This window comes from Thalassobius sp. Cn5-15 (genome assembly GCF_022347685.1).
In the GTDB taxonomy this organism is placed as follows: Bacteria; Pseudomonadota; Alphaproteobacteria; order Rhodobacterales; family Rhodobacteraceae; genus Thalassobius.
Genome location: NZ_JAKRGF010000004.1, coordinates 243,389 through 257,629, shown reverse-complemented (window position 1 = coordinate 257,629; position 14,241 = coordinate 243,389). Strand labels below are relative to the sequence as shown.

Below are 14,241 nucleotides of genomic sequence, written 5' to 3'. Positions count from 1 at the left end.
GGGGCCGCGCTTTTGCGTTAAAAAACAGGTGTTCTGCGCGGAGTTCGCCTTTACCCTTCTGAAAAAATGCCGTTAGGTCCTTCAGACAACGCGCGGATTTCCGCGCAAGGGGGACAGATGAACACCGCACCGGTTTATGCAATCGGCGATATTCACGGCCATTTGGATCAGCTGGAGCATGCGCTATCCCTGATCGAACGTGACGGTGGCACAGAGGCTAAGGTGGTCTTTCTTGGTGATCTGGTAGATCGCGGGCCAAACAGTCGTGGCGTGATCGAACGTCTGGAAACCGGCATCCATGAGGGACGCAACTGGGTGGTGCTGAAAGGCAATCACGATGCGATGTTTCAGGCCTTTCTGGAAAACGGCGAGGTGTTTCACCCGCGCACACGTCTGGGCAGATCCTTTGTCGACAACCACATCGGCGGGCGGGCGACGCTGCACTCCTACGGTGTCGATGTAACCCTTGAGGACCCACAGGATCTGCAGGCCGCGGCATTGGAACACGTGCCCTATCGCCACCTGACATTCCTGCGCAACCTACCGCTCTATCACTTGTCTGATGACATGCTGTTTGTGCACGCGGGCCTACGCCCCGGCATTGCGCTGGAACTACAAGATCCAGAAGACTTCTGCTGGATTCGTCACGAATTTCTGGACCACACCGCAGCGCATCCGTGGCTGGTGGTACATGGACACACCGCGATCATGCGGGCCGAACATTGCGGCAATCGGGTCAATCTGGATTCCGGCGCAGGCTTTGAGCGCCCGATCACCGCTGCGGCATTTGAGGGTGGTAAAGTCTTTGAACTTGGCCCCTTCGGTCGTCAGCGACTGGAGCCGCTGCCCGAAGACGTTTGGTAGTAGGGGCAGGGCCTGCCGCCCCCTTAGCTTTATGACGGAACGTCGCCGTATCAATGTTGCGCAAATGGGCTAGGTTGCGGCCAGTTTTATTTGGGAGGCTTCTCATGTCTGATATCGTAATCCTTGACGGTGTTCGCACTGCAATCGGCACCTTTGGCGGCTCGCTCGCTGGCACCGCACCCATTGATCTGGGGGCAACCGTGACCCGAGAAGCGATGAAGCGTGCGGGCGTCGAAGGTGGCCAAATCGGCCACGTTGTCTTCGGCCACGTGCTGAACACCGAACCGCGCGACATGTATCTGGCCCGAGTGGCCGGCATGGACGCGGGCATTCCCGAAACCACCCCGGCCTACAACGTGAACCGTCTGTGTGGTTCCGGCGCGCAGGCCATCGTTTCGGCAACCCAAACCCTGCTGCTGGGCGATGCAGACTTCGCCGTTGCCGGTGGCGCCGAAAGCATGAGCCGCGCGCCCTACATCCTGCCTGACCACCGCTGGGGGTCGAAAATGGGCGACGCACGCACCATCGATATGATGCTAGGTGCCCTGAACTGCCCGTTTGGCACAGGCCACATGGGTGTGACTGCTGAAAACGTTGCGGATGAGCACACCGTAACCCGTGATCAAATGGACACCTTTGCTCTGGAAAGCCAAAAGCGTGCTGCAGCCGCGATCGAAGCAGGTCACTTCAGCGGCCAGATCGTACCCGTTGAGGTCAAGCAACGCCGCAAGATGGCCTCCTTCGCCACCGACGAGCACGTCAAAGGGGACACAACCGCCGAAGTACTGGCCGGTCTGCGCCCCGCGTTCAAAAAAGACGGCCGCGTCACTGCAGGTAACGCTTCAGGTCTGAACGACGGTGCCGCCGCACTGGTTCTGGCCCGCGCCGAAGCCGCAGAACAAGCCGGCCTGAAACCGAAAGCCCGCATTCTGGGTTACGCCCACGCTGGCGTTCGTCCCGAAGTTATGGGCATCGGTCCAGTGCCTGCGGTTGAAAACCTGCTGGCGAAAACCGGCCTGTCAGTCAGCGACTTCGACGTGATCGAAAGCAACGAAGCCTTCGCATCACAGGCCATCGCCGTGAACAACGGTCTGGGTCTGGACACGGCCAAAGTAAACCCGAACGGCGGCGCCATCGCGCTGGGTCACCCAGTGGGCGCAACCGGTGCTATCATCACCGTGAAAGCCCTGCACGAGCTGGAGCGTGTTGGCGGTTCCAAAGCGCTGATCACCATGTGCATCGGCGGCGGTCAGGGCATCGCCATCGCGATCGAGCGCCTGTAAGGTCTGATTGCATCACAGAATTAGGATAGGGCTGCTGCGGCGGCCCTTTTCTTTGCCGAGAGCGGAACGTATCGACGGCGCGCGCGGTGGCGATCCCACCGCTGTATTGGCCACTTTATCCCTGCAAATTCCGTCCGCCCTATTTGCATCCCGCCAAGATCAGCGAAATCGCCGCCGCGTGGGCGCGCGTCGTCGATGCGCGGCGGCCTAAAGGCCTTGTCCCGCGCAGATCATTTCATTGAGAACGGGTTAAACCCCGCGCGATCCGCCCATGTGGGTTTCGCCACGTTTCTTCGCCAGCTCAATCTGTTTCTGACGCTCGCGGAAACGGGCTTTGTCCGTCTCTGACTTCTCATCAATGCACAGATGGCAGGTGACGCCGTCTTCATACTCTGGCCGCTCCAGATCCTCTGGCAGGATCGGGCGACGGCAGGCGTGGCACAACACATGCGGCCCTTCGGCCAGCCCATGACCAACCGACACGCGGGCGTCAAAGACGAAACACTCGCCTTCCCAGCTGCTGTCTTGCTGCGGCACTTCTTCGAGGTACTTCAGAATGCCACCCTTCAGGTGATAAACGTCCTCGACCCCCTGCGACATCAGATAGTTGGTCGATTTCTCGCAGCGAATGCCACCAGTACAGAACATCGCGATACGCTTGTTGTGAAACCGCTCTTTGTTCGCTTCCCACCACGCAGGGAAATCGCGAAAAGTATCAGTTTCAGGATCCACCGCCCCCTCAAAGGTGCCAATCGCAACCTCATAATCATTGCGGGTGTCGATCACCGCCACATCGTCTGCGCGGATCAGATCGTTCCAATCCTGCGGATCCACATAATGGCCGACCTTGGCCAACGGATCGACATCCGGCTGGCCCATAGTGACGATCTCTTTCTTCAGCTTGACCTTCATACGGGGGAACGGCGCGTCCTTCGCGGTGCTTTCCTTCCACTCCAGATCCGCACAGCCCGGCAGCGCGCGCACATGCGCCAGCACCGCATCGATGCCATCACGCGATCCGGCAATGGTACCATTGATGCCTTCGCGTGCCAGCAGCAAAGAGCCAGTGACACCTTTCTCAAGAGCCAGTTCCAGCAGCGCAGGCTTCAGTGCTGCTGGGTCAGAGAATCGGGTGAAGTGGTAGAGGGCGCAAACGATATACATGCGGCGGGGATACGCCTTTCATCCTAATGAAACAAGACCCCTGACGGATGTCGTTCAGCGTCCCGCCGCCGCCAGTGCCAGACCATCCACAACGGCGGTAAACACCTCTGATGTTTCGGGCCGCGCATCGGGCAACAACGCCTCCATCCGATGCTGCACAACCCCAAGAAGGGAGGATCCGCCCACGTAAACAATCCGGTCCACGCTGTGAGGCGCAACTCCCGCCTGCGCCAGCGTGTCAGATGCACAGGCCGCGATCTGACCGGCGTAGCCCGATAGCTCCGCCTGCATCAGGTCGCGCATCAGGTTCACGCTGAGACCTTTTTCCACCGGATCAAGGCGGATGAGACCCTCACCCTCGCCATTTGCGCGGATCTTGCCTGCCTCCACCGCGTAGGCGACGTCATGGCCTAGGTGCATTTCCAACACCTCGCCCAAACGGGAAAACAACTGCGGATCATGGGCTAGCCGTTCCCAGCGGCGCACGTCGCGCAATAGCGCGGGGCCGTAGACAAAGGAGATCTTTTCCCAACTGGCCAGATCCTGAAAAAGCGCCCGCGGCGCGCGGTGGCTGCCGGGGCCCATTTCATTGCCTATCTCAGCCCCATACCCCAGCAGAGGCATCACGTGGCCAAGGCTCAACGCCTTATCAAAATCGGTGCCGCCCAGCCGGATACCTTGAGATGCCAGCACACGAAAGCCATCACCATCTCGATCACACAGGGTGAAATCAGATGTACCACCGCCAATATCCACAATCAGGCTACGACCCTGCCCGCCTGAAGCCAGCGCTGCCGCTTCAGGTTCGGGCAGGAAATCAACGGTTTTGAACCCCGCCATGCGGTAGGCTTGTTCCAGATCAGCCGCCGCCTGCGCGTTGCGTGTCTCATCTGCGGAATGGAACCGCACCGGACGGCCAGACAGTACGCCGGTCACATCCTGATAAATCGCCGCCTCAGCCCGTTTGCGAAGCTCTTCCAGAAACCGCGCGACCACCTCGATCAACGAAAGTTTTTCGTTCATGAACTGGCGTTTCTCCTGCGCCAGCGGGGTGCCCAGCACGGATTTCAGGGCACGTAGGAACCGGCCCTCCTCGCCCTCCATCATCGCGCGGGCGGCGGGACGACCGTAAAGCGTGCGGCGGTTGGCAAAATCTAGGAACACGGCTGTTGGCAAAGTCTGCTCACCCGCCTCCAGCGGGATCACGAAAGGCCGCCCGTTCACCGCCACAGCCGCCGCAGTATTGGAGGTGCCAAAATCAATGCCCAGAACCGTCATCGCGCTGCCCTTTCCATCCCTCTTACGAAAGGGCGCAGAAATACGCCGCAGCGACGCGCGTTGCAATTGAGGATTGCTAAAAAAAAGGGCAAAACATCCTCAACAAAGGAGTTTCCGATGACCCAAGCCCTGATCGTGATCGACGTGCAAAACGATTTCTGCCCCGGTGGCGCCCTAGCGGTACCAGAGGGCAACCTGATCGTCCCCGGCATTAATGCACTGATGGATCAGTTTCAAACGGTGATCCTGACGCAAGACTGGCATCCGGCGGGCCACTCCTCCTTCGCGTCCAGCCACGCTGGCAAAACCCCGATGGAAATGATCGACATGCCCTACGGCCCGCAGGTTCTGTGGCCCGACCACTGCGTTCAGGGCAGCGAGGGTGCAGCGTTTCACGCGGGCCTGAACACCACGCGCGCCGACCTGATCATCCGCAAGGGCTATAATCCTGCGATCGACAGCTATTCGGCGTTCTTTGAAAACGACCAGACCACGCCAACGGGACTGGAGGGATACCTGCGCACCCGTGGCATCACCGATCTGGTGATGGTCGGTCTGGCGACGGATTTCTGCGTCAACTTCTCAGCCACAGATGCGGCCAAGCTGGGGTTCAATGTGACCGTGCAGCAGCAGCTCTGCCGCGCGATTGATTTCGACGGCTCATTGGCCGCTGCGCAGGCAGGCATGCAGGCCGCGGGCGTAACATTGACCTGAAGCGCAGCTGAGGTCGGGGCAATTTCTGCCCCCGACCACTGGTAATGCACCGTAGGACACACTAAACCTACCCCCTCAAGCAGAGGTTGACCGCGACCACCGCCCGCCTTGCGCCAGAGTGTTGAAACGGCAGATCGACATCAGATCGCCACCCGAGGACAAGACCGAAGGATAAGACCATGGTCGATATCGCCGCCCGCGTCTGGAACCACAAATGGAAGATTGACCCCATTGTGCGCTCCCTCATTGATACGGATTTCTACAAGCTGCTGATGTGCCAATCAGTGTTTCGCAACCAGCGCAACACGCGGGTGCAGTTCAGCCTTATCAACCGCTCCAGCGATATCCGCCTGGCCGAGTTGATTGATGAAGGCGAGCTGCGCGAACAATTGGATCACATCAGATCCCTGTCACTGACCCGCGGCGAAAGCACCTGGCTGCGCGGCAACACGTTTTACGGCAAGCGCCAAATGTTCCGCCCCGATTTTATGGAGTGGTTTGAACAGCTGCGCCTGCCTGACTATCAACTGGAAAAGCGTGATGGCCAGTATGAGCTCACCTTTGAAGGCAGGTGGCCAGAGGTGATGCTGTGGGAAATCCCCGCGCTGTCCGTCCTGATGGAACTGCGGTCGCGCGCTGTGCTGAAGGATATGGGCCGGTTTGAACTCCAGGTGCTTTATGCGCGCGGCATGACCAAACTGTGGGAAAAGATCGAACGCCTGCGTCAGGTGGACGGGCTGCGTATCGCGGACTTCGGTACTCGTCGTCGCCATTCCTTCTTGTGGCAGGATTGGTGCGTGCAGGCCATGACCGAGGGCTTGGGCGATGACTTCGTCGGCACCTCCAACTGCCTGATCGCCAAAAACCGCGATCTGGAAGCGATCGGTACAAACGCCCATGAATTGCCAATGGTCTATGCCGCATTGGCCGAGGATGACAGCGCCCTGAGACAGTCGCCCTACAAGGTACTGGCCGACTGGCAGGAAGAGCACGATGGAAACCTGCGCATCATCCTGCCCGATACATACGGCACCGAAGGGTTCCTGCAACACGCTCCCGATTGGCTGGCGGGCTGGACCGGCATCCGCATCGACAGCGGTGATCCCGCTGCGGGTGCAGAAACAGCAATCAACTGGTGGAAATCGCGCGGTGAGGAGCCGACGCAGAAGATGGTCATCTTCTCTGACGGGCTGGACGTGGACAAAATCGAGACGCTGCATCGCCAGTTCGCCGGTCGCGTTCGGCCTTCGTTTGGCTGGGGCACACTGTTGACCAACGATTTCCGCGGGTTGACGCCCGGCGATGCGCTCTCACCTTTCTCATTGGTCTGCAAGGCCGTTGCGGCAGACGGTCATCCGACGGTTAAACTGTCGGATAACCCCAACAAAGCAATGGGACCAGAGGCAGAGATCGAACGCTACAAGCGCGTCTTCGACATCGGCCAACAACATGCGATGGATGTGGTGGTCTGAAGATGGTCAGCGACATGATGATTGGCTGGGCAGAATATATTGCAGCCTTCATCCTCTTCTTTGTCGCCCATAACCTTCCCACACGCCCGGCTGTAAAAACTGCGCTACTGGGCCGATTTGGCAAACGCAATTTTGGCATCGGCTACGGACTGCTATCGCTTATTGCCCTCTACTGGCTGCTGATGGCGGCAGGCCGTGCACCGGTGGTGGAGTTATGGCACTGGGCGCCATGGCAAAATCTGGTGCCGCTCATCGTAATGGCGCCGGTCTGCATGATCTTGTGTTTCGGCATTGCACGCCCCAATCCGTTTTCCTTCGGCGGGCGGCACAATGACCGTTTCGACCCCACCCGCGCCGGTATCATCCGCCTGACCCGCCATCCGGTTCTGGCCGCGCTGGCCCTGTGGTCTGCGGCCCATACGGTACCGAATGGTCAGCTGGCACATGCGCTACTGTTTGGGATCTTCACCCTCTTCGCCCTCCTCGGCATGCGCCTGATCGACCGCCGCAACAAGCGCGAGGATCCGAATTGGCAAGCGCAGCTGACCGCAATGCAAAACGCCCCGCTGCTGCATATACCATCCTCATGGGCAGACCTGACCCAGCGCCTGATGCTGACATTGGGGCTTTACATGGGATTGCTGCACAGCCACGGTCCAGTGCTGGGCGCTTATCCTATTGGCTGAACTGCTGGCGACCCCGGCAGAACGGGGTGAACCAAGAAGTTTCAACAGCTTACCGCTAAAAGGTCCAAATAGCACCGTCATAGGGAATCAATGGCTTACAAGGTGCAGTTCCAACTTTTTTGAGAACTGGACAGCCAAAAAGAAAGTCGCCGGAAGGGTTGCAGCCCTGTCCGACGACAAACAAAAGTTCATTGCCCTCCCTGACTACCAGAAACCCCAGAATCCCGCAAGCTCCGGACCGGAGGTGTGGTCATGACACAGTACCTCACACATGGCGGTTTGCCGGATGGAATGACGCGTTGGCAATTCTTTGGGCTGATCGAAACCGCTCGATCCCAGCTCGGCCTGAGTAAGGGCGCAATCGCCTATCTGAAGGTCGCCTTCACAAACACAATGGAAGAGGATTTCAGCGCTGGCCGGATTTGCAGCTTTTGGACTTCTGTCACCAAGATTGCAACGCGTGCGAAACTGGACCCTCGTCAGATTGCCCGTATCGAAGCGTCACTTTGTGAGCGCGGCTTCTTGGCGAAGACCGCCGCCGACCACAGCCGACGTGGAGGAACCCGCAGAGATGGGGAAATCCGTCATGAGTTCGGGATCAATCTCGGCCCATTGATCACCAAAGCGGTCGAAATCCAAGTAGCAGCAAAAACGGCCATATTCGAAGAGACTGAATTTGATCGGTTGCGCATCCAAATCAAGAAACTGTTCGGAGACATTCGAAGGCTCGGCAGCGAGGAGGCGATGGAAGCTGCCGAAGGCATCTTGCCCAATCGACGGCCGTCTACGATCCACAATTTCGAGCGTCTCAGGCAGGTGGCGGAAGCGCTCGAAGCGGTCTGGGAGGATTTTTCTGCGGAGATCAGTAGGGGTGAAAAGTCCCACCAGTGCGACATTTCACCCGCACTCAATACAAGTAAAGAAAATATCAATAAAACTTGTACCGCTGAAAAACGGCCTACCACGCAGCCGGTCCGCACAACGCCTGCCCAAGTGGCGCTGCTAGCGAGCGCGCCACTGCGAGAGATTATCGAGCTGTACTGGAACGCGCTAGACAACCGTGGCCAGCTCAGTTGGCAAACGATCCAGATGGCGGTGCGGGAAAGGGCTGGTCAGCTCGGGATCAAGACGGGCGTATGGCAGCGTCATTGTGACGCTTTAGGGCCGGAGCGAACAGCACTCTGCCTCATGATCGCTGATCGCAACTCTGAACGCGCTGACGGCTATCGCGTTCGGGACGCCGCCGGAGCGTTCATCGGTATGGCGCGATCAGAAGCGCGTCAGGGCGCTGTCATCAACAGCCTATTCGGGGAACTGATCAGCCATGTGGGCGGGTAGAGAAATGATGCGTGATGCAAGGCTTCCACAGGTTTTTTGTTCACTCAAAGCCCCCTTTGCAATATCAGACCGCGCGCCCACTAAAAGGCTGGCGCGGGCTGGGGTTGCAGCCACCAACGGTGGCTTCGATCCGGAACGGATCGGCGGCAAAGCCGCTGGCTGGGTGCAGGGGCGCAGCGTCTTGCCCGACGAGTTGTTTATCAACTCAATAGTCGGTCAATATTGTGTTTCATCTCACTGGGGTCGCCAATAATGTCAGGCCCTCAGTTTTTGCATATTCAAAGCTATTCGCGCAAAGCCAACAAGATTGGTCAAAGTGTGCAGCAGATCCTCGATGAAGCGGGTCGAGCGCCCGAGTTTTGCCAGCATGTGGAGAACCCAGAGCCGCCAAATCTGATCTATGGATTATCCCCTCAGCAAGTGCGAGAAAAGCATGATGCGATTGTTGAATCAGGCTATGTCGAAGTTGCGCTGAAAGACGGCACATCTGCGCGTCGCGGTATCCGAAAAGACCGCCATACATTGCTGACGGCCGTAGCATCGTACCCACTTTTAACAAAGCAGGTCGCCGCTGAATCCGCTTACCGGGAAGCCTACGCGCACTGGATCGAGTTGAACGTCTGTTGGCTTAAGGAAACCTTTGGTGATCGCCTGATTTCAGTGGTCGAGCATGTGGATGAAGAACATCCGCATATCCATGCGTTCATCTTGCCATTCGATGACCCCAGTTGTTCTGCGCGCCACCTGAACCCCGCGTGGAATGCCAAGCAAGACGCCGAAGCATCTGCCAGAGAAAATGGCAAACCCGCTAAGGAAGCGGTCAAACTCGGGAACCTTGCCTACCGCGCGCGTGGCCGCGAATTGCAGGATCAGTACTTTGCCGAAGTAGGTCTCCCGGCAGGGCTGACGCGCGTCGGTCCAAAACGGGAACGGCTATCGCGCGAGCAATGGAAGCAGCGCAAAGAGCAGGCGCGGCGAGATGCAGCGCAGATCCGGCAGATGACCGAGCGTATCGAACAAATCGCCGACATTGAAGCACAGCTCGACGCTGATGCTGATCGGAGGGCGAAGGAGATAGTCAGAAAACTCGATGCTGCGGAGGCGTTGTTTGCAGAAGCTTTGTCAGCGCAAAGCCAGGCCGAAGAAGAAGCTCAAGAAGTTCGCGCACGGACAAATGAGACCGTTGCCGCGATGAAGCAAGAAGTTCAAGCGAAGCTGGATACAGAAGCCAAACGTCTAGAACGTCGGGCGGCGGAAATCCAATCCGAGCGCAGTGCTCTTGAACGGGAAAGGCGCGAGGTGCTGAGAAATACCGTCTTGCACGTTGCTGCGATTACAGCTCGTGTCCTGGTGGGCGTTTTGACCGGAAGCGTGCGGTTCGATGGGCGGAAATCAAAACTCTGTTTCGAGGACCCTGAGCTCGGACGCGAAGTTCAAAAGCTTGAGATAGCTCCAATCATTCAGAACGCAGTTGTCGTGGTCAGTAGGGTTTGGTCGAGACTCACGCAGTTTTTGCCGTCTGAAGAAATCATATCCGAACGGGACCGCCAATCGAGGACTTTGAGTTCAGTAGTGAGACCGGTATCGAAAGGTATTGAGCCGTGACAAAGAATCTCGACGACAGAATCGCGGACCTTGAGGGGAGACGGCGATCCACCGGTAAGGCAGCAGTAAATGATGCCGGGCAGACCGTTGAAGATCTGAAAGGTGCTGTGCGTCAGGCGTCATTGTCTGTTGGCGGATTGAATGCGCGAACAGATCTAATCGAAGAGCGCACTTACGCCTTGGAAAAACGCCTTCGTCGAATTTGGCTCTTCAACTGCGTTGGAGTCGCTGCCGCTTTGTTTATTTCGCTGATCATTGCCTCTTTCGCCATTTGGTTTGGGGCGAAGGAGAAAGCAGCAGCCGAAAACGAAGCTGATCTCCTGCGTGCAACATACGCGGCAGAAATCGAAGCGGTGCGAGAGGAAGGTGAGGCGGAACTCACGAGGGTACACGCTGACCTGGCACAGAAAGTTGGCGCAACGGAAGCCAAGATTCTAGACGTCGGGGCCGAACTCCAAAATATGTTGGAGGAAAGAGAGGCGGTGCGTCAGGAGCTCGAGCACTTTGTAACCCTGCGCGAGCGCGTTGGCATCAAGCTCGTCGAGTTTCGCGGGCGAACCGTTGTTGTGGTGCCGGAGGGTGCCAGACTGCGCCGCTGGCGTGCGGCAGGTTTGTCGGAAATTGCGCACCTGAATGGGCGTATGTATCGACTTTCAGACTGAGAGGTGAATGCCCCATTTCACCAGTTTAGCTACAACAAGGTGCCGGGGTCGTTTCGAGTAAGTTTGCCAGTTTCTCGCAAACCGGCTTGCCCATGATTGGAGCGAAGGATAGCAATTCACTATGATGTTTCTACGTTTTTTAGCACTCCTTGCGATTTGTCCACTGTCCGCGATTGCCGACAATGCTGACACATTGGGTATTGCCACCGCGACTCGGGTTGGCATGGATAACGTTTTTGAAGACACGCACCAACAGGCCGTGGACTGCAGTATCTGGCTACCAGATCCATTCGTTTCACGAGATCGCAACCTCCATCTTTTCTGGTTGGGGGATTGCGAGAATGGATTTGCCGAAGGCTCGGGCGTTTCAACCCTTTCCCGCGATGCATCGGGCTCGGAGGTTGTCGCAAAACTCCACGGTACTTTTCAGAACGGACGACCCGAAGGTGGTATTTTTATCCAAAGCCAATCGGGACGCGAGGCCATTTTTGCTGCAAAAGATGGCATACAGCTGACACGCCGCATCCAAAACCTGAATATCGGCACGTCAAATGAGAAAATCGTTCTTACAGATGAAGACGCCGAAACAGAAGTCATAGCGCGAAATCAGTACCAAAATCGCAAACAGCATCGTCGCTTCAAACAGTTAGAGGGCCTCATTTCCGCGACGAACTTCTATCGACTGGAAGACGATGCGGGTGCATATGTTTGTCGTGCTCTTGAAATGCTCACGCGAGATGAGGTCTTGTGGAAGTATGGCACACCGGCCAATACCGCTGCGCGTGCCTCGGATTGTTATGTGCGTCATCAGCAATACGATAGCGCAGACAGTGTTCTGAATTGGATTGCCACGCTAGACGGTGGTCACAACCCGCTTGCCGTTGCCAGGCTGAAGTTTGCGCGCGTCGCATTAGCAACCGCACTGGGACACGAAAACGCAGCACAAACGGCGCGGAAAGACGGGTGGGCCGCGTATGAAGCCGGGCTGAGACAGCCTGTGAAATGCGCCTTTGAGGGCGCATTGACCAAACTCTGTTCATACACTCCGTCGCCTGCGCCGCCGTGGGTTTTTGATCAATTGGGGTATGGCAAGAACACCTCCATCGAAACATATATTTTCTCCGAGTTAGAAACGACAACTCCTTTACAAGCTCTGTTCGGGCTTGCGATGCTAGGAAATACCGATGCCATGCTGATGCTGGCTCTTTTTGAACGCCGAAGTATCGAACGATCCACGCCCGAAGAAGATAATGCCGGGCGACTTCTTCCGCAGGTTCCGGAGACAAGCTGGGTCAAGTTCTGGCAACGGCAGGCCAAATGGCGAGGTGCGACAGCTTCGGACCTTCGGTTCACCAAATCCAGAATTTACAAGGACCGCGCCCATCTTGAAGACCTGATTCTTCCGAACTCATTCCAAACCGAGCAAAGGCGTTTTCTACAGGAAAGCCCGTCAGTTTCGATCGCATTACGCCATCAGATCGAGCTGATAGGCGCAAGCGACGCCGAACTCGCGGAGTTGGCAGAGAATGGAAATTTCGCCGCCCAAGATCGCGTTGTATACAAAGTGAAACTCGACCTCTCAAGGGGGGATGCAGTCTCTCGCAACATCGCATGGTATTACGAAAACACTGATTTTCTGGAAGCTCATGAGATCGCGATGCAATGCCTTGCCGGATTACATGAACCTGGCGCAGCCCAATGTGCCGACTTTTCCACTGATATGGATGCGGCCCGGGATGCGGCGCACAGCTTTGCCCAAATCAAGCGCAGTCGAGACAACACGCTTAACCCTACTGATGGCTGGGGATTATCAACACGTCATATTGAATTGCAAAAGCTCAAAACTGTTTTCGCCTATTTGGCAAAGATCGGCAAATCCCGTGCGGCTTATGATCTCGGCAATGTCATCAACAAAGAATTTTCGGACCTTGTAGAACCTACAAAGGTTGCAACGTTGAGCCGCCCCACTCACATAAGCTCGATTGTTCTTGTCGCGTTGTTCGATCCTCTCATTACCGGCGCCGATCCTTCTTTCTTTCAATCAGCGATCCAAGAACAGGCCGCCCAATTGCAGAAACGGACTATACTATCAAGTATGAAGACACCCGGGGGGGCGGTAGATGCTTTGTTTGCTTCTTATTTTACAACGATACATCATTTGAATGTGTTGCGGTCCTACAAGCCAGTTACGGAAAACTGGCGGACGATCGTGCCCTTGACGACCTTAACTGACCCCGCAATTGACGCGATGGCTGCACCAGTTTTCGCGGACCGGATTTCAAAAAGCGTAATACGCCGCGCCGAATTGCTGCGGGAAAACCTTCCGTTTTTATATAACGGAACCGATGAGGATGTCGCAGAACAGCTGAATTTGGATCCCGTTGACGCGATGACACTGGCACATGACACGGCCAATGCCCTGCATCCGATATATAGGCCGGAAACAAGCAATGGCACGCCAATGCGAAATTCCGTGCCCGAGGCCGTGAATGAACAAGGTGAATTGAGTGAATCTTTCAAAGGTGGATTGATTGCCCTAGCAAAAGAAGGGGCAAGAGCAGCAAAAGAAGTGATCAAGGTGTTCACAAAAAATGCGACGTCCCAATTCCAGCACCATCGACGACAGATGGAGGGATCGCAAAGTCGTTTAGAATATTTGTTCGAAGCTGCGTACATGAATGATTCTTTCGAATATTCATGCGTTCTGGATACGAAAAGAAGCGCATGGCAAAAACGCAACTTAGATTATTACAGTGGCACCAGTGATTTATCGTATGAGCAAATTCTGTCCGCCGAGTGGGATGACGCCAAGCAAACTGCGGAACTAAAAGAGAAGTACAATTTTGGTGATTTCTATAGCTTCCATTCGGCGCAAGCGCGTAAATTCCTGCGTCAAGCATTTGATCTTGGTTCGATTGACGCACAAGTGCTAGATGGTCAAATTTATTTGGACTTTGAGACTATTGGCCGAAAATGGCGCAATCAGCCGCCATCGGCATATCTGCTTTTGGCGGCAAAGGGGTTTGTCCAAAAGACTGTGCAACATCCTCTCCGCCATGAGATTGCGCAGTATTACAGTTTCGACTGGCCAAGCCCAGCCTGCGAAGACTTGTACGAGCCGCAACCGGAATGACCAATGTAGTAGGGTAAAAACTGGGCAAATCGAACGAGATAG

Annotated in this window: 11 protein-coding genes; 9 read left to right on the top strand and 2 right to left on the bottom strand. The window is 56.4% G+C overall.

What is annotated here, in order from left to right; all coding sequences use genetic code 11:
- Positions 1-117 precede the first annotated feature (117 nt).
- Both MHM86_RS11200 and MHM86_RS11195 read left to right on the top strand, forming a co-directional pair.
- Positions 118-864, top strand: coding sequence for a metallophosphoesterase family protein (locus MHM86_RS11200; protein ID WP_239199339.1), 747 nt, complete (start codon positions 118-120; stop codon positions 862-864).
- 104 nt (positions 865-968) lie between these two features.
- Positions 969-2,147: an acetyl-CoA C-acyltransferase family protein gene (locus MHM86_RS11195; RefSeq protein WP_239199336.1), complete on the top strand. Its 1,179-nt coding sequence runs from the start codon at positions 969-971 to the stop codon at positions 2,145-2,147.
- A gap of 249 nt (positions 2,148-2,396) precedes the next feature.
- Here the strand turns inward: MHM86_RS11195 and MHM86_RS11190 are convergent, their stop codons facing one another.
- Both MHM86_RS11190 and MHM86_RS11185 read right to left on the bottom strand, forming a co-directional pair.
- Positions 2,397-3,311: a rhodanese-related sulfurtransferase gene (locus MHM86_RS11190; RefSeq protein ID WP_239199333.1), complete on the bottom strand. Its 915-nt coding sequence runs from the start codon at positions 3,309-3,311 to the stop codon at positions 2,397-2,399.
- Between the two features lie 54 nt (positions 3,312-3,365).
- Positions 3,366-4,589 carry an Hsp70 family protein gene (locus tag MHM86_RS11185; RefSeq protein ID WP_239199330.1) on the bottom strand — a complete coding sequence of 408 codons (1,224 nt, stop codon included), beginning with the start codon at positions 4,587-4,589 and terminating at the stop codon, positions 3,366-3,368.
- A gap of 117 nt (positions 4,590-4,706) precedes the next feature.
- Here MHM86_RS11185 and pncA point away from each other — a divergent pair, with 117 nt between their 5' ends.
- From pncA to MHM86_RS11150, 7 genes are all read left to right on the top strand, one after another.
- Complete coding sequence (gene pncA / locus MHM86_RS11180) at positions 4,707-5,303, top strand: bifunctional nicotinamidase/pyrazinamidase (RefSeq protein ID WP_239199327.1); 597 nt, start codon at positions 4,707-4,709, stop codon at positions 5,301-5,303.
- A gap of 179 nt (positions 5,304-5,482) precedes the next feature.
- Positions 5,483-6,775 carry a nicotinate phosphoribosyltransferase gene (gene pncB, locus MHM86_RS11175; RefSeq protein WP_239199324.1) on the top strand — a complete coding sequence of 431 codons (1,293 nt, stop codon included), beginning with the start codon at positions 5,483-5,485 and terminating at the stop codon, positions 6,773-6,775.
- A 2-nt stretch (positions 6,776-6,777) separates the two neighbouring features.
- On the top strand, positions 6,778-7,461 hold the full coding sequence (locus MHM86_RS11170; RefSeq protein ID WP_239199321.1) for an NnrU family protein: 684 nt from the start codon (positions 6,778-6,780) through the stop codon (positions 7,459-7,461).
- Between the two features lie 252 nt (positions 7,462-7,713).
- Positions 7,714-8,799: a helix-turn-helix domain-containing protein gene (locus MHM86_RS11165; RefSeq protein ID WP_239199318.1), complete on the top strand. Its 1,086-nt coding sequence runs from the start codon at positions 7,714-7,716 to the stop codon at positions 8,797-8,799.
- A gap of 270 nt (positions 8,800-9,069) precedes the next feature.
- Positions 9,070-10,404 (top strand): plasmid recombination protein, encoded by a 1,335-nt coding sequence (locus MHM86_RS11160; protein WP_239199315.1) that lies wholly within the window; start codon positions 9,070-9,072, stop codon positions 10,402-10,404.
- Positions 10,401-11,066, top strand: a complete 666-nt coding sequence (locus tag MHM86_RS11155; RefSeq protein ID WP_239199312.1) for a hypothetical protein — start codon at positions 10,401-10,403, stop codon at positions 11,064-11,066. Before MHM86_RS11160 ends, MHM86_RS11155 begins: the two co-directional genes overlap by 4 nt.
- Positions 11,067-11,187: 121 nt before the next feature.
- Positions 11,188-14,199, top strand: a complete 3,012-nt coding sequence (locus tag MHM86_RS11150; RefSeq protein ID WP_239199309.1) for a hypothetical protein — start codon at positions 11,188-11,190, stop codon at positions 14,197-14,199.
- Positions 14,200-14,241 lie beyond the last annotated feature (42 nt).